Source organism: Chryseobacterium sp. Y16C, from assembly GCF_022488405.1.
GTDB classification, from domain to species: Bacteria; Bacteroidota; Bacteroidia; order Flavobacteriales; family Weeksellaceae; genus Chryseobacterium; species Chryseobacterium geocarposphaerae.
Genome location: NZ_CP092711.1, coordinates 2,778,603 through 2,794,638, shown reverse-complemented (window position 1 = coordinate 2,794,638; position 16,036 = coordinate 2,778,603). Strand labels below are relative to the sequence as shown.

The window sequence follows — 16,036 nt, the reverse complement described above, 5'->3', positions numbered from 1 at the left end:
GAAGTGATATTGGAGGAAAGAAATGGAATATAAATTTTATATTTGCATCCAAAATAAATTCTAATGAAAAAAATAATCAACACAGTTAATGCACCTGCAGCTATCGGACCTTATTCACAAGCTAATTTGGCAAACGGAGTTTTGTATATTTCCGGACAGATTCCTGTAGATCCTGCAACTGGTAAATTGGTGGAAGGAATTGAAAAAGAAACGCACCAGGTAATGAAAAACCTTGAAGCTATTCTTACAGAGGCTGGAATGACATTTAAAAACGTTGTAAAGGCAACAATCTTCCTTAAAAATATGGATGATTTTGCAGTAATGAATGATATTTATGCTTCTTATTTAGATGCTGATAGCTATCCTGCCCGTGAGACGGTTCAGGTTTCTTGTCTGCCAAAGAATGTTGATATCGAAATTTCTATGATTGCACATCAGGATTAAGCAGTAATTCATGAACTTTTTAAGAAATACATTGGCGGTTATTGTAGGGCTCGGTATTGCGGGGCTTATTATTACTCTTGGGATAAGAGTGTTTCCACAATGGGTTACTTTTGAAGCTTTTGCTCCGTTTGAGCATTGGCAAAGATTTCTTCAGAGCATGCAGAATGATAAAGCTTTCTTCGGATTCCTTTTGTTTATTTCCGGCTTAGGAACTACAGTAGGAGGAGTGGCAACGGCAATTATCGTTAAATATGCTAAAGTGGCTTATGCTATTCTTATTGGTTTCATCATGCTGTTTATAGCAATGTTGGATGTTATCATTTTTCCATATCATCCTACATTTTATAAGATCTCTATTTTCCTTACCTTTTTTCCATTTTCCTGGATCGGAGGAAAAATTGTTGAAGTGCTGTATGAACGTAGTAAGAAAAAAAGAATCGCTGAGAAAATGAATAAATCATAAATAATAAAAAACGCTGCAATCTGCAGCGTTTTTTGTATGAAGTTTAAGTTTAGCTTTTAATTAAGGCATTTTGAAACCTCTTGTGTAGATCTGCCCGTAAGCATCCACAAATTTCACCTGTACATTTCCTGAATATTTATCAAGGATTTTCTCAACATCTTTCTGTGAATTTACCGGTTTTCCGTTCACTTCGATTACAATATAATTGTCTACAATTCCGATTTTGGCAATTTCGCCTCCTTCTGTTACATTGGTCGCGATAACTCCGCTGTTTAATCCGTAATCAGTTTTAAATCTCTCATCCAAAGGCTTGAATTCTGCTCCGATTCTTTCTGTAACACTAAGATCGGCCTTGGTTCTTGTAGAAGTTCCTCCTTTTTGATCTCTAAGGGTAGCTGTTGTTACATTTTCTTTGCCATTTCTTAGATAAGTAACCTGTACTTTATCTCCAGGTCTTTTGCTTCCGATGGCAGCAGAAAGATCGGCAAAGTCTGTAATAGCATAAGAGTCTATTTTAGTGATAATATCTCCTTTTTTGATACCTGCATCTTCGGCACCGCTATTTTCACCGAAACCGGTAACATACATTCCAGATCCGGCTTTTATATTAGTCTTTTGATCTTTATTGTAAGCCGCAACTAATTGATCATTTGAAAGGTCTATCGTTGTTACTCCAAGGAATCCTCTTTGTACAATACCGAATTTTTTAATGTCTTCAACGATTTTTCTGGCCAGGTTTGAAGGAACAGCAAATCCGTATCCCTGATAATAACCTGTTGTAGACTGAATCGCTGAGTTAATACCGATCAGGTCTCCATTCGTATTTACCAAAGCTCCTCCGGAGTTTCCTGGATTAATTGCCGCATCCGTCTGAATAAAGCTTTCAATAGGGTTGGCTGCTTTTCCTTGTGAACTTAAGATCCCGATCCCTCTTCCCTTAGCAGAAACAATACCTGCGGTAACTGTAGAATTTAATCCAAGCGGGTTTCCTACAGCGAGTACCCATTGCCCAACATCAATATTGTCCGAATTTGCAAAATTTAAATAAGGTAATCCCTTTTCTTCAATTTTTAATAGAGAAATGTCCGTATTCGGATCGGTTCCTACCAAGGTTGCTATATAAGATTTTTTATTGCTCAAAACCACTTCAAGCTTATTCGCTCCGGCTACAACGTGGTTGTTTGAAATAATATAACCATCCGGCGAAATGATTACTCCTGATCCCATTCCCGATGGCATATTGTCAGGAGCCTGTTGTTGCTGTCTTTGCTGACCTCTTCCGTTTTGTGGACCAAAGAAAAAATCAAAAAGATCTTGTTCTGAAGCTCTGCTCGTTGATCTTGATTGATAGTTTTTAATGGTAACTACTGCAGGAACTGTTGTTTTCGCTGCTTTCACAAAATCTTCACCTACGGCTGCAGAATTCATTCCTGCAAAAGAAACATTTGACGCTGATTTTGTAAAATATGATTGGTCTCCGTTGTTGGAATCATGATTAAAATATTGCAATGCTCCAACGGTAGTAGCTCCGGACATAACGCCTACTACTGCAAATGGTAATAGTTTTTTTAAAGTACTCTTCATTGTATATCTTTCTTAATTATTTATGTTATTTATCTTTTCGTTTTATTGTAAACAAATTTAATGCTAAATAGGTATGCAATCGGTATTAAATGTTTCACTTTTAACTAAAATTTAACTACAATAACATTATTTTAGATGTTATGTGGTAATTATTTGTCACTATTAACTAATCTTAAAATTTTATTAAATGACAATATGACATAGTGTAAGATTAACAGACAGCTATAAAAGTTAAATTCTGTATTTTAAACTATAAATTTCATTCCAAAAGGGTAATAAGCAGCCTACTTATACTATTGATATTAATCACTTGTCAATCAGGATTCAGTTAAAATTAAATGATTACCTTTGCAAAAATTTTTCTCACTTAAAACGTTTATAGCATGCAACTGTACAACACCTTAAGCGCAGAAGAAAGAGCTCAACTAATTGATGAAGCTGGTAAGGAACGTCTTACATTGTCTTTCTATGCGTATGCCAAAATTGAAGATCCAAAAAAATTTCGCGACGATTTATTTATAGCCTGGAATGCGCTTGATGCATTGGGACGTATTTATGTTGCTCATGAAGGAATTAATGCTCAGATGAGCGTTCCTGCGGACAATTTTGAAGCATTTCGTGATACGCTGGAAGCATATGACTTTATGAAAGGCATTCGATTGAATGTAGCAGTGGAGCAGGATAATCATTCCTTTTTAAAACTAACCATCAAAGTTAGAAACAAGATCGTTGCAGATGGTCTGAATGATGAAACTTTCGATGTTACCAATAAGGGAGTTCACTTAAAAGCCCGTGAATTTAACGAGATGCTGGAAGACCCGAACACGATTGTAGTGGATTTCAGAAATCACTATGAAAGTGAAGTGGGGCATTTCGAAGGGGCTATCACTCCGGATGTAGAGAACTTCAGAGAAAGTTTACCGATTATTAATGATCAGCTACAGGATTTTAAGGAAGATAAAAACCTGTTGATGTATTGTACCGGGGGAATCCGTTGTGAAAAAGCGAGTGCTTATTTCAAACATCAGGGCTTTAAAAATGTTTTCCAGTTGGAAGGCGGAATTATTGAATACACCCGTCAGATAAAAGAAGAGGGAATTGAAAGTAAGTTTATTGGTAAAAACTTTGTATTCGACCACCGTTTGGGAGAAAGAATTACAGATGATATTATCGCTCAGTGTCATCAATGCGGAAAGCCTTGTGATAACCATACCAATTGTGCCAACGACGCCTGTCATTTATTATTTATTCAATGTGATGAGTGTAAAGCGGCGATGGAAAATACTTGTTCTACCGAATGTCTTGAGACGATTCACTTACCTTGGGAAGAACAGGTCAAATTAAGAAAAGGATTACAGGTTGGTAACAAAGTGTTCAGAAAAGGAAAATCTGAAGCTTTGAAATTTAAAAATTCAGGAGATTTATCAACCCAAACCTTAGCAAAAGCAAAACCTGAAACAAAAGATATCCGTCAGAAAATAAAAGTTAAAAAGACTTTAATCGGAAAAGCTGAACATTATTATTCAAAATCAAAAATTGCACAGTTTTTAATTGAGAATAAAGAACTTTCTGTAGGAGATAAAGTTTTAATTTCCGGACCAACAACGGGTGATCAGGAAATTACCATTACTCAGATTTTTGTAAACGGTGACTTTAGTGATTCTGCAAAAGCAGGAGATCAGATTACTTTTGAGCTTCCTTTCAGAGTTCGTTTGTCTGATAAATTATATAAAATTACGCAGCCGTCTGAAAATGCATAACCATTATGTTAAAAGCTGAGCTTAGAAAAAAATATATGCAAAAAAGAAAAGCCTTGTCAACTGATGAGGCTTTCTTGTTATCTAAAAAGATTTTTGAAAATTTCATTGGTTATTTTAAGCCTGAAAAAGGAGAAAAAGTGCATCTCTTTATTCCTATTTTAGAAAAAAAAGAAATTAATACGCAAATATTCATTGATTACTTTTTAAAACAGAATATTCGTGTCTTTGTACCTAAGGTTGTTGCTGATCAATTAATTCATATTGAAATTTTTGAAGATACCATCTTTGAAAACAGCCATTGGGGAATTCCTGAACCTGTTTCCAATGAAGATTCGGGGGAGGCTTTCTTTCATTATGTAATTACTCCGCTTTTATATTGTGATACAAAAGGAAATAGAGTGGGGTATGGAAAAGGTTTTTATGATAACTTTTTTGAAAATATTTCCGAAGACGTAAAAAAAATCGGAGTTAATTACTTTAACCCCGATGAAAATATCGATGATGTCTGGGAAAATGATATTCCGCTCGACTACTTGGTAACTCCGACTGATGTACTGTCTTTTGGTAAAGGTTTAGAATAGAAATTTAAGAAATAAAACTTAAATTCTTTTTTAAACTTTACGGGTGCAGACTGTAAGATATATTGTGCGTTTTTCTCAAAAACCCCGATAGATTTATTTTTGTTATCAAAATATTCAACACTGAATTTTGCGAAATCTAAGGTGTCTTTTTTATGAACATCTTTATATACTTCCAGATTGTTTACTTTTACTGTTTTGACTTTTAAGCTGTCAAGTTCACGGAATAATCTTTTGAACGTAAGACTGTCCGGTTTATTGAAGTAGCTTTGCATTTGAGAATAGATAACAGTATCAATTTCCGTGTCTTTGTTTCCTGAGAGATAAAGTGTCGAAAGATCCAGTAATTCCTGGACTTTTTGTTTGGTAATGAAGTTAATCGCCTGTGCGCTGTCCATTTGTACAGCAGGATAAGTTTTTTTGTTGTTGCTGTTTCTTAATTTATCTAAATCGCTTACTTCAGCGCTTTTTTTGTTACATGATGCTAAACCGAAAAGCATTACTGCCAAGACTAAAAGATTATTTATTATTTTCATCTGTATTAGCAATTTTAAATTTAATAGATACTATTTTTCCTTTTTCTCTTTTCATCTCAATAACGCTTAGGTTTTTAAGAGAAGTCGTAGGGGTGGTTACCAGAGTAATATATTTTTGTTTGTCTAAAGTTTCGATACCATAGGTGGCGTTGTCGTAAACCTGATAGATGATAGCGTTGTCACTGATCAGATTATCCAGTTGTTTACGTTTCTGTTTCAGTAGTTCAGGATTCCCGTTGGCGTCTTTTATTGAGAAATAATTGACAGCCATTTTATAATCATCAGGTTTTAATTCAATCATTTCCTCTTCAGGTGCATTTTCAAGACTCCTGTTTATTTCAAGATCTTCATAAAAAGGTGCACTTATCTGGAGCTTTAGGTTCTTATCTTTAGTAGAATAACGAAAACATTCACCGGGTTTAATTTTATAAAGAATAGGAGATTCATTTTCTTTGATAACCTTTATCTCAATCGTATTCATCACCGAAACGGCGCGGTCTGCATCCGTAAAACAATAGGTGTAAGTTTTTTGAAAAATGACATCCTTGAATCCAAGTAATCCTGTAATAAGAATCAAAATTGAAGTAATGATGGCCCAAGCATTCTTTTTGAAGAAGTTTTTCTTAGGTTTCTGAGTCTCAGAATCAGCAATATTAGATTTCTGAGTGTTTTTATTAATTGTTTGATTTTCAGTATTGTTTTTTTGTAAAATGGTGTTTTCCTGAGGGGTAAACTCTGTTTTCTCCGTCAGGTTTTCGGTTTTCGGTAAATTTATGGACGCGGATACTGTTTTTTCTAATTCTTTAGCTTCCTCTTCGGTTAATTTCTCATCATCTGTAAGTAATTCTCCGGCAAAAAGGTGTTGCTTTTTAAAATCATACCAGGATTCGTAACCCGTATAAACACTCAGTAAATTGAGCATATCAATTCGTGGAAGTTTGGTGACCGGTGAAGTTTTGAAGTAGGTATAAAAAGACTTTTCGCTGATGTTGCCTTTTGCTTTTTTACGAAGATCTTCCTGGAAATAGATGATATCAATACCCTTCCATTTTGAAATATCCTCAAAAGAAGGGGTGTGTTGTTCCAAATATTGAGCCTGTACGTCCTTTTTTAGCTGCTCAAAATGCAATAGATCTAAATCTGTCAATTTTAGTTTAAATGATTAAGTTGTTGAAATTCAGTTGTGTTTATTTGTAAAATTGTTTTACAAAAGTATTACAATTATTTTTCATACACAAATTTTCTAACTGCTCTACCTTTGTCTCGTTCAAATAACAGAACAGAAAAGAGTTTTATAAAACAATATTAACAAAATTAAATTTAATTTATTATGAAAAAGTCATTATTCGTAGCTGCTATCGCTGCTATTTCTTTGGTTGCTTGTAAAAAAGGTGAAGCTACAACTACTACTACAGATTCTACAGCTGTAACTACAGATTCTACTGCAGTTGCTCCTACTACAGATTCTACAGCAGTTGCTCCTACTACTGATTCTACAGCTGCTAAAGCTGATACTACAGCAGTTAAGACTACTACAACTACTGAAGTTAAAAAAGAAGAAGTTAAGAAATAATTCTAACTTATCTTACAATAAAAGAACCGCCTCATTTTTGAAGCGGTTTTTTTATGTCTTAAATTAAAAAGATAATCTTTAGATCATCTTTTGTCTCAATGCTTCATAACAGGTAATTGCTACGGCATTGCTCAGATTTAAAGAGTCAATACTTCCGCTCATTGGAATAAGGGTATTTTGCCCTTTATTCAGCCAGAAATCACTTAACCCTGAATGTTCAGTTCCGAAAACAATAGCAGACTTCTGTGTGAAATCTCTTTGAGGTAAATTTTCGGCGGTTTCGTCCATAATGGTTGTATAAATGTTGAATTGATTTTTTTTCAGGAAATCCAGTGTTTCCTGATTTTCCGACTGAAATACATTCATGCCGAACAAACAGCCTACACTTGAACGAATAACGTTAGGATTATAAAAATCGGTTTTCCCATCAGAAACAATAAGAGCGTCTATTCCAAATGCTTCACAGCTTCTTAATATGGCTCCTAAATTTCCGGGTTTTTCTATTCCTTCTACGATAATTATGGTTGAATTTTCTTTGGGTTTAAATGCTTGCAGATTCTCATTTTTGGTTTTATAAATACCTATAATTCCTTCAGAGCTTCCCCTGTATGCTATTTTTTCATAGACTTTTTCACTTACCAAATGAATTTTTCCCAGGGGAGTTTTGCCTTTGAAGATACTTTCACAGATATAGAACTCTACAGGCTCGAAATCATACTTCTGAGCTCTTTCGTTTTCCTGATCACCTTCTACGACAAAAACATTCGATTTCTTTCTGTGACGATTGTCAGTGATAAGTTTTGTAAGATTTTTTATTTTTTCGTTTTGAAAGCTTTCTATCATATTGTTAAGATTCTAATGGGGGTTGGGAATTGTCAATCAGGCTTTGAGGAAGTTCTTTTTTATTTTTAATTCCCAATGATTTTAATTTTTGAGTCTGGATAATCAGGTTGTCATTTCCAGTATATAGCTGCTTAAATGCATCATTATAGACATTTTTTGCCTGGTCTATATTTTTACCGACTTTTTCAAGATTTTCTACAAAACTGGAGAATTTATCATAAAGTTTAGCACCGCGTTCTGCAATCTCAATAGAGTTTCTGTTTTGGTATTCCCTTTTCCAGAGATCTGCAATAAGTTTCAGAGAGGTGATAAGATTGCTTGGATTGAGAAGTAAAATTCTTCTTTCGTAAGCAAAATTCCATAAGTTTTGATCTGCCTGCATGGCTGCAATATAAGCGGGCTCACTGGGAATGAACATCATCACAAAATCTAAAGACTTTCCATAATCATCATATGCTTTCTGGCTTAGCTGTGTGATGTGGTTTTTAATGGAACTGAGATGCTGATTGATTTTTATCTGGTAGATTTCTGCATCGGTCTCATCTACCAATTCCGTAAAGGCAGTTAAAGAAACTTTTGAATCAATAATGACATTTCTTTCGTCCGGATATTTTACGACTGCATCGGGGCGCATTTTTTTACCTGAAAATTCAGAAAAAAGAGCTTTGTTATCTTCATCGCGAAGCTCATGTTCAAGAAAATATTCGCGGCCTTTTACCAGTCCTGATTTTTCTAAAATACTTTCCAATATCATTTCGCCCCAGTTTCCCTGAGTTTTGCTTTCTCCTTTTAATGCTTTTGTCAGTCTTTTTGCATCTTCAGAAATTTGCTGGTTCAGTAAGGCTAATTCTTTTACTTTTTCAGCCAGTGAGAAACGTTCTTTATTCTCTTTTTCATAGGCTTCATTTACCTTATTCTTGAGATCATTAATTTTTTCCTGAAACGGTTCAAGGATAGTTTTTAGATTGGTTTGATTCAAAGAAGTAAACTTTTCACTTTTTTCTTCTAGAATTTTATTCGCTAAATTTTCAAACTGAAGTTTTCCTTCTTCCTGAATTTTTGAAATTTCTTCTTTCTGAGTTTCCAGAGAAGTTTTGAGGTTTTGGTTTACTGCGGAAAGCTCTGCGTTTTTAGCAATAAGATCCTGCTTTTCATCCAAAAGTTTTTCAATCTGATGAGTCTGATTGAAAAGCGTTAATTTTTGGTCTTCGAATTGAGATTGAATGGAAGTGTATTCTGCAGATATTTTTGCAAATTCATTTTTGAGATCGTCTAAAAGATCGCTCTGAACTAAGTAAGAATCTTTTTCTTTTGATAGCTGAGTTTGAAGATCCTGAACTTTTTCATTTACATTTTCCAGATCAGAGATCATTTTAATGTTTTGACGGGAAAGTTCATCATAAGAAGTTCTGGAAACTCTGGATGATTTCACCATGAAATAAAGGATGAGACCTCCTGAAATTCCTCCAACAATAAATCCGATGATCAAATAACTCATTTCCATTTGTCAAAATTACAAAAACGAAAGTGGATTTCTTTTATGGAAAACCGTAAAATTTACCAAAACTTCCACCGCTTTTTCTTCGGTTTATTTTCAATAATTCCTACTGGATATTGCTGATTGTTTATCATCATTAGTTTAAATATCAGATCATCATTTTTATTGAGACTGAAATTTTGATGCGGCTGAACAATGAGAGTGGAAATTCCTGTTTTGCTCTCATTGTTGTAGCTTTCTACTCTTGCCCAAATGAGTTCCGGGCTGTTATTGTTATCAATTAAAAGGATCTGGATGTCATCGGGAAAACCGGGAGTCCTGAATTTATCGTAAGCTTTTTCTGTTCTGAAAAGCTCAAGATCTTTTCTTTGGTAATCTTTAAGATAACCGGGAATTTCAGTTTCTAATGATTTTATATATTCCGTATTTGCAATTTCAAAATTCATCTGTGAAAATTGTTCGAATCTTAAAATAGCTCTTGATCGGTCGGCAACAAAATCCTTTGTTGCAATAAAATCTTCATTATTTTCTGTGAATAGTTTTAATATTTCCAGAGTAATTCCCTGCTCGTGATCGATATAGGTGTAGCCTATAAGATTTTCACCTTCGTAGCCTTGTAATAAAGCAGAAAGCAAAGGATTTTGTTTAAACTTTTTAATGATTAGGAATTGATCCCAGATTGAGTTTGGAGTTTCAGGCATTTGTTTTTTTATTGAACATTTTTAATTAAACATTTTTCGTAGAAGCTAGGATTTCGATGTTTTTTACCACATCGCTGCTTTCGCACTTTTTTAATTCTTTAAGTAAAGCAGGCGTAAGAATTTTTGGATTTAAAATTTGTGTGGCTACTTTTGCTGCGGCATAATCTACAATTCCAATAACCGAATCTCTTAGAAAATTAGGAGTATTTGATGCAATGACTGCTGTTGCCCAGGAAGTTTCTCTGGCTCTGGATATGGCAAAGTCTAAAACGGTATTGTCTTTTCCGCTTGAAATTTTGTCGATCAGTTCTATGGGATAACATATTCTATTTAATGAATCCTGAACTTTTTGGTTGATGGAAGCGATAACGTTATTGATATTTTCAAAGTCCGTTTTTAAAGGATTTATTTTTCTGTAAGGCATAATAGAAGCTGCGGATATTCCCAGATCTAAATTGATGTGTGCATTCATTCCTAAGAAAATATGCTGTAAAATAAGAAGCTCTTTATTTTTTGCAGCTTCAAAAGCTAAATACCAGGCGTTAGTACATTTTTTACCTTTCTGATAATTCTCCCACGCTTCAAGATATCTTTGAGCAAAAGCAATGTCCAGCAAGGTCATTCTTGGGTTATCTTCAAATTTTTTCTGTTGAATTCCTTTTAAAACCTGAGCGGTCATAATTCTATAAGTGCACGCAAAATATCCGGCCGGGCTTTTGTTTTCTTTACACCAGATAATGATTTCGTCTAATTTTTTCAGAACTTCTTCGATGGTTTTCATGGTATTTAGTTTTGTAATGAAGTGAATCAGAATCCGCTTTTTTCATAGATTTCACGGGGAGATTTTGTAAAAACATCCTTCCATGAGTCTTTTCCGTTTTTTAAAACATACTGTTCAATAATCTTATAGCCTATATAATATCCTATAGCTCCGGGTAGTTTTTCGTTTAGTTTTGTTTCTCTGCTTCGGAGAACATCAATAATATCTTTGTCTTCGGAGAATTTATTTTTTTCAAAGAAATCTTTTATGTTTTGAAAGTTTTGTTCGCATGCTTTCAATTCTGAATCTGTATATCCAAGATGTTGTGCAAGAGAGTATTTTTTCTTCCAGTATTTTTGATTCATCCAAACAGCAAAGCCTTCTCCTATTATAGGCTCAAGCGCAGTTTTGTCAATATGTTTGTTTGTTGTCATCATAATCTGATGAGTGATTTCATGTGGTAAAATCAATTCTACTTTTTCTATTGAGGTGTTGTTTTCGTGAGACAGATCAATAACCATGGCATATTTCCCTAAACCACCTAAATCTGTCCATGCCGGACCGAATAATATATACCATGTTCCTTTGGCGTCATATCCGGTTAGTTTCTTCATTTCTTTAGAAAACTTCTGCAATGAACTGGAGATTTGTTTTCCATTTATCTTTTCACTTTTCTGTTGCCATGCCTTGATTTGAGATTCATTTTCATTGTGCCATTTAACCACTTTGTCAGAATTTCCCAGATATCCGTTCCATAGTTCCTGATAGGGAGAATAGATGGAGTCGGAATAAATTTTTTTCTTTTGAATGGAGTCTGAATTCCTGTATTTCTGTATAATTCGCAACTGTACGGATGAAACATCTACAGCATTGATTTTATTTTGAGCAAAAAAAACTCCGAATACGAGAAGTGAAAGAATGGAAATTAGTTTTTTCATTTTAAAGTTTTACGGATTCTCCTTTGAAATTTCCTTATGATGTTCCAAATACATTGGAAGTGCAGCAGAACCGTACCATGGAAAAATTTCATAACTGAAAACTCCTGCCTGAACTGCGGGATCGGTTTTTACCCATTGCTCAGCTTCTTCCTTTGATTTGGTGTTGAAGATGAACATTCCGCGAAAGTTCTGCATATTCTGTTCTAAAAATGGTCCTGCAACAATTATTTTTCCTTCATCTGCTAATTTTCCAATATTAGCTAAATGTCCTTTCATCAATTCTCCCATCTTATTTTTGTCATCTATTTTGGTTGTTCCGGTTGTTAACATTACAATGGTATAAGCTTTCATTCCGTATTTGTCGGCACCAAGTTCTGAGGCAAGTTTTTCATTAAACGCAGGCTTTGAATTGTTAATGGGTGCTGAATTTCCAGGTTTGCCAGGCTCTCCATCTTTGCCTTTTGTTATTATGCAAGATGAAAGTATGTTAAAAACAAGTATTGATAATAAAATTTTTTTCATCATTAATTTTTTATTCTTAAAAATTCTTTTGCCAATTCGATCATTTTTGGATCTCCGGTATATTTTCCGTGTTCGTCAGAAAGTTTTACGGTTGGAATCCAGTCGTGATTAGGAGCCTGAACTCCTATAAGTTTCATAACAATATTCATGGGTTTTAAACCGACATCATTGGTCAGATTTGTGCCGATTCCGAATGAAATTCCAATTTTTCCTCTGCAGTAATTGGTGATTTCCTCTACCTTTTCCAGATTTAAAGCATCAGAAAAAATAATATACTTGAATAATGGATTGATTCCGTGTTTTTGATAATGGGCAATGGTTTTGTCGGCAAATTCCAATGGATCTCCACTGTCATGACGAACACCGTCGAAAAGTTTAGCAAATTTTTTATCAAATTGCTGGAAAAAAACATCTGTTGTATAAGTGTCTGAAAGCGCAACTCCCAAATCGCCTCTGTAGACATCTACCCAATGTTCCAGAGCTAATTCGTTGGCCATTTTAAAACCGTATTCTGCAGCATGGAACATGAACCATTCGTGAGCGTGTGTTCCGATTGGTTTTACTCCATATTTCATTGCGAAATGAACATTTGAACTTCCGATAAAAGTTGAATCCTTCTTTTGTGTTAAAGCTTCCATTACCAGGTTCTGTACTTTATAAGAATGTCTTCTTCTTGTTCCGAATTCTGCGAAATTCACACCTAATTTTCCTAACCCATCAGCTTTTTCCAGGGTTTTGCTCATTACAACTTCATTGGAGTCTCTTTCCATATGATTCATTTCGTAATGGAGCTCACTGATCAAAGCTAACAATGGAACTTCCCACAGTATGGTTCTGTACCAAAGGCCTTCTACGGTTACGGAAAGATCACTTCCTGTCTGGATTATTTTTACCTCGGAAGGGTCGTAATGATATCCTTCAAGAAAATCCAGGTATGGGAGATCAATATAAGGGCAGGTTCTTGCCATAAATCTTTTTTCATCTTTTGTAAGCTTAAGTTCGGCCATTTTATTTACTGCTTCCCTTAATGCAATATCAAAACCTTCTGGAAACTGATGTTTTCCTCTGTTGATGAATTCATATTTTACGATGGAACTTGGGAATAATTTTACCACAGCGTTTTGCATGGTTATTTTGTAGAAATCGTTATCCAATATGGAATTGAGTCGTACGTCGTGCATTATTGTGTATTTTATACGCAAATTTAGTCATTAAAAATAAAATCACCTAAATGTAAGGTGATTTTTTTAATCTATAAGGATAAATTTATGCTTATTTGCCAAGATAAGAGTTGTACATCCAAACTTCTTTTTCCTGCTCTGTGATATAGTCGCTCATTTGAGAGTTAGTACCTTCATCTCCTGCTTTTTCAGTAATGTCTAAAAGCTCTCTTTGAAGATCGATAACCACTTTGAAAGAATTTAAGATGATCTCCACGCTTTTAGTTCCGTCGCTTACTTCCTGGCTTTCCTTAATGGTTGCAACTTTTAAATACTCAGAATAGTTGTGTGCGGGTGTTGCTCCTAATGTCAGGATTCTTTCGGCGATTTCATCTATTTTAAGAACCAGGCTATTATAAAGTTCTTCGAATTTTGGATGAAGGGTGAAGAACTGTTCACCTTTAATGTTCCAGTGAGAACCTCTTGTGTTTTGGTAAAAAACAGAATAGTTTGCTAAAAGGACATTTAGTTTTTCAGCAATTTTCTTGCAATCGGCTTCTTTTAATCCAATAATACTTGCGTTTTTCATAGGTTTATTATTTATATATCGCAAAGGTAGAAAATACCGTGCCGAACTGCTGTTAAATATAATAGATGCTCGCTATTGCTGATTTTCTTAAAATAGTTTGGATAAGTTTCCTTATTATTGCCCAAAATGACGTATCAGGTATGCTTAAATATAAAATTTTAGCGGTTTTTATTGTTGTTATTTATTTTTTTCAGCCATTTTTTATTGCAAATGGAGGAATTGGAGCGGATAGTCTGTCTTATTTTGGGATTGCGGCAGATTTGCCTTTTCCGGAAACTAATTTGTTTCCGTTGGGTTACCCGGTTTTATTAAGAGTGGTTTATGGATTCTGTAATGATTATTTCCTGTCTTCAAGAATTTTGAGCCTCTTTTTTATAGGGGGTATTTTAGGTTTTTCTTATTGGAAGGAATTTTACTTCCGGGAGACGGTTTTATTATTTACTGGTAAAACGCTCTTTTTTGTTTTTATTCAGACCATGTCAGAAGGTCCTTTTATTTTCTTTATGTATTTCCTGTTTTATTTTTTACATGAAATCTTTATGAAAGAGGAGCGTAAATATATGAATGCATTGTATGCTTCGTTAATGCTGATCTGTATGTTTGTAACGAGATACTCAGGGATATATATATTATTAGGGTTTATTGTTTCATTTGGGATAATATTTAACAGGATCAAAAACGCAAACTACTTTAAACCTTTATTATTTTGTATTTCGATGTCTGGCTTTGGCGTAGTAGTGTATTTACTTTTTAATTATTTGTATTTCGGAAGTATGGTGGGGGAGAATGAAAGAGGTTTACCTTCAAGTGGTTTTTCTATATATACTATAAGGAATATTTTAGGATTGTTCAATTTGGTGAATCCTTTTGTGGGACTGAAGCCGGCTTCTATTAGTTTGCCAAGCATGATTTTCCAGTTTATGATTTTAATATTGGATATTGCCGTAGCTGTTTATTTTTTTAAATATTATAAAAAAGCAAAAGAGGGAAAGTTGAATTTTTTCCATATTATATTATGGACTACTGCTTTGGTGTATGGGGTATCTTTGTGGATGTCTGGCTGGTTTCAGCAGATTGAGGAAATGAATGTGAGAATGATGGCAGCCTCAAATATTTGTCTGTTCTTTTCTTTTCTGATCTTATATTTTAAAAATTCGGATTCGGATAAATGGCTTTGGCGGATAGCTTGTCTATTTTTTGTATTTCATACGTTGTATAATTTAAAAGATCCGGGGAATTTTTTAAGAAATAGAAATATTATAAAACCGCAGATGTCCAAATTTATAGGTAAAAAGTATTTATATAATGATGAAGAGAATTTGGTTACCATTACCACTTATGATTTTCCTGTTATCCATCAATCATTTAAATATAAGCATACAAATAGTCAGAAAGGAAGTCTAAAAGAAAATATAGCAGGTTCTCTGAATCCTAAAATAAAATGGTTGCTGAACGATACGGTTCAGGATAAATCAAAAGTTTTGTATACGTCGCAATTGAAGCTTAAATGATTGTTTTGAAATTACTTTCTTACCAAACACTCTGCCCGTGGCTGTATTTTAATTAAAAATTAATATTGGCTATAATTTCTGCATAACTGCTTGTTAATTAAAAAAATATTACTATTTTTGCACCCTAAAATAAAAAGCAATTAAATGCCTACTATTCAACAATTAGTAAGAAAAGGAAGAGCCACGCTTGCCAAGAAGAGCAAATCGGCTGCCCTTGATTCTTGTCCACAAAGACGTGGTGTATGTACGAGAGTATATACTACTACACCGAAGAAACCTAACTCTGCACTTAGAAAAGTTGCAAGGGTAAGACTTTCTAACGGTAAAGAAGTTAACGCCTACATCCCGGGCGAAGGACATAATCTTCAAGAGCACTCGATAGTATTGGTAAGAGGCGGAAGGGTGAAAGACCTACCGGGAGTACGTTACCACATCGTAAGAGGTGCATTAGACACTGCAGGTGTAAATGGAAGAACACAGAGAAGATCTAAGTATGGAGCTAAGAGACCTAAACCAGGTCAAGCTGCAGCTGCACCAGCAAAAGGAAAGAAAAAATAATCATTAAATAAGGAATAA

At 34.3% G+C, this 16,036-nt stretch carries 18 protein-coding genes; 7 read left to right on the top strand and 11 right to left on the bottom strand.

Annotated elements, in window-relative coordinates; genetic code table 11:
* The first annotated feature begins 63 nt into the window (after positions 1–63).
* Positions 64–444 (top strand): RidA family protein, encoded by a 381-nt coding sequence (locus tag MKS83_RS12505; protein ID WP_240579957.1) that lies wholly within the window; start codon positions 64–66, stop codon positions 442–444.
* A gap of 10 nt (positions 445–454) precedes the next feature.
* Entirely contained in the window at positions 455–907 is a 453-nt protein-coding gene (locus MKS83_RS12500; RefSeq protein ID WP_100377223.1) for a hypothetical protein, read from the top strand.
* A gap of 60 nt (positions 908–967) precedes the next feature.
* Here MKS83_RS12500 and MKS83_RS12495 read toward each other — a convergent pair whose 3' ends face one another.
* Positions 968–2,491: a trypsin-like peptidase domain-containing protein gene (locus MKS83_RS12495; protein WP_240579956.1), complete on the bottom strand. Its 1,524-nt coding sequence runs from the start codon at positions 2,489–2,491 to the stop codon at positions 968–970.
* A 383-nt stretch (positions 2,492–2,874) separates the two neighbouring features.
* On the opposite strand from MKS83_RS12495, the gene MKS83_RS12490 reads away from it, so the two are divergent.
* Both MKS83_RS12490 and MKS83_RS12485 read left to right on the top strand, forming a co-directional pair.
* Positions 2,875–4,251, top strand: coding sequence for a rhodanese-related sulfurtransferase (locus tag MKS83_RS12490; protein ID WP_240579955.1), 1,377 nt, complete (start codon positions 2,875–2,877; stop codon positions 4,249–4,251).
* Positions 4,252–4,286: 35 nt separating this feature from the next.
* Positions 4,287–4,832 carry a 5-formyltetrahydrofolate cyclo-ligase gene (locus tag MKS83_RS12485; protein WP_240579954.1) on the top strand — a complete coding sequence of 182 codons (546 nt, stop codon included), beginning with the start codon at positions 4,287–4,289 and terminating at the stop codon, positions 4,830–4,832.
* Here the strand turns inward: MKS83_RS12485 and MKS83_RS12480 are convergent.
* Both MKS83_RS12480 and MKS83_RS12475 read right to left on the bottom strand, forming a co-directional pair.
* A complete protein-coding gene (locus MKS83_RS12480; protein ID WP_100377219.1) occupies positions 4,781–5,365 on the bottom strand; it encodes a hypothetical protein in 585 nt (194 codons plus the stop codon). The genes MKS83_RS12485 and MKS83_RS12480 overlap by 52 nt on opposite strands.
* The gene (locus MKS83_RS12475; protein WP_240579953.1) at positions 5,349–6,512 is read right to left on the bottom strand and encodes a hypothetical protein; all 1,164 of its coding nucleotides are present in this window, start codon (positions 6,510–6,512) and stop codon (positions 5,349–5,351) included. Before MKS83_RS12475 ends, MKS83_RS12480 begins: the two co-directional genes overlap by 17 nt.
* Positions 6,513–6,695: 183 nt before the next feature.
* Between MKS83_RS12475 and MKS83_RS12470 the strand changes: the two genes are divergently transcribed.
* Positions 6,696–6,938, top strand: a complete 243-nt coding sequence (locus MKS83_RS12470; protein ID WP_240579952.1) for a hypothetical protein — start codon at positions 6,696–6,698, stop codon at positions 6,936–6,938.
* Positions 6,939–7,016: 78 nt separating this feature from the next.
* On the opposite strand, the gene MKS83_RS12465 is transcribed toward MKS83_RS12470, so the two are convergent.
* The 8 genes from MKS83_RS12465 to MKS83_RS12430 all read right to left on the bottom strand — a co-directional run bounded on the left by MKS83_RS12465 (position 7,017) and on the right by MKS83_RS12430 (position 13,949).
* Positions 7,017–7,781 carry a TrmH family RNA methyltransferase gene (locus MKS83_RS12465; RefSeq protein WP_100377216.1) on the bottom strand — a complete coding sequence of 255 codons (765 nt, stop codon included), beginning with the start codon at positions 7,779–7,781 and terminating at the stop codon, positions 7,017–7,019.
* Positions 7,782–7,785: 4 nt separating this feature from the next.
* A complete protein-coding gene (rmuC, locus tag MKS83_RS12460) occupies positions 7,786–9,285 on the bottom strand; it encodes a DNA recombination protein RmuC (protein WP_240579951.1) in 1,500 nt (499 codons plus the stop codon).
* 53 nt (positions 9,286–9,338) lie between these two features.
* Complete coding sequence (locus MKS83_RS12455; RefSeq protein WP_240579950.1) at positions 9,339–9,980, bottom strand: hypothetical protein; 642 nt, start codon at positions 9,978–9,980, stop codon at positions 9,339–9,341.
* Positions 9,981–10,005: 25 nt separating this feature from the next.
* The gene (locus MKS83_RS12450) at positions 10,006–10,761 is read right to left on the bottom strand and encodes a DUF5995 family protein (protein WP_240579949.1); all 756 of its coding nucleotides are present in this window, start codon (positions 10,759–10,761) and stop codon (positions 10,006–10,008) included.
* Between the two features lie 26 nt (positions 10,762–10,787).
* Positions 10,788–11,678 (bottom strand): DUF2268 domain-containing putative Zn-dependent protease, encoded by an 891-nt coding sequence (locus tag MKS83_RS12445; RefSeq protein ID WP_240579948.1) that lies wholly within the window; start codon positions 11,676–11,678, stop codon positions 10,788–10,790.
* A gap of 9 nt (positions 11,679–11,687) precedes the next feature.
* Complete coding sequence (locus MKS83_RS12440; RefSeq protein WP_240579947.1) at positions 11,688–12,203, bottom strand: YciI family protein; 516 nt, start codon at positions 12,201–12,203, stop codon at positions 11,688–11,690.
* A complete protein-coding gene (pncB, locus tag MKS83_RS12435; protein ID WP_240579946.1) occupies positions 12,203–13,381 on the bottom strand; it encodes a nicotinate phosphoribosyltransferase in 1,179 nt (392 codons plus the stop codon). Before pncB ends, MKS83_RS12440 begins: the two co-directional genes overlap by 1 nt.
* 91 nt (positions 13,382–13,472) lie before the next feature.
* Positions 13,473–13,949, bottom strand: coding sequence for a Dps family protein (locus MKS83_RS12430; RefSeq protein ID WP_100377210.1), 477 nt, complete (start codon positions 13,947–13,949; stop codon positions 13,473–13,475).
* A 140-nt stretch (positions 13,950–14,089) separates the two neighbouring features.
* On the opposite strand from MKS83_RS12430, the gene MKS83_RS12425 reads away from it, so the two are divergent.
* Both MKS83_RS12425 and rpsL read left to right on the top strand, forming a co-directional pair.
* Positions 14,090–15,460, top strand: coding sequence for a hypothetical protein (locus MKS83_RS12425; RefSeq protein WP_240579945.1), 1,371 nt, complete (start codon positions 14,090–14,092; stop codon positions 15,458–15,460).
* Between the two features lie 144 nt (positions 15,461–15,604).
* Entirely contained in the window at positions 15,605–16,018 is a 414-nt protein-coding gene (gene rpsL, locus MKS83_RS12420; protein ID WP_002983146.1) for a 30S ribosomal protein S12, read from the top strand.
* Positions 16,019–16,036 lie beyond the last annotated feature (18 nt).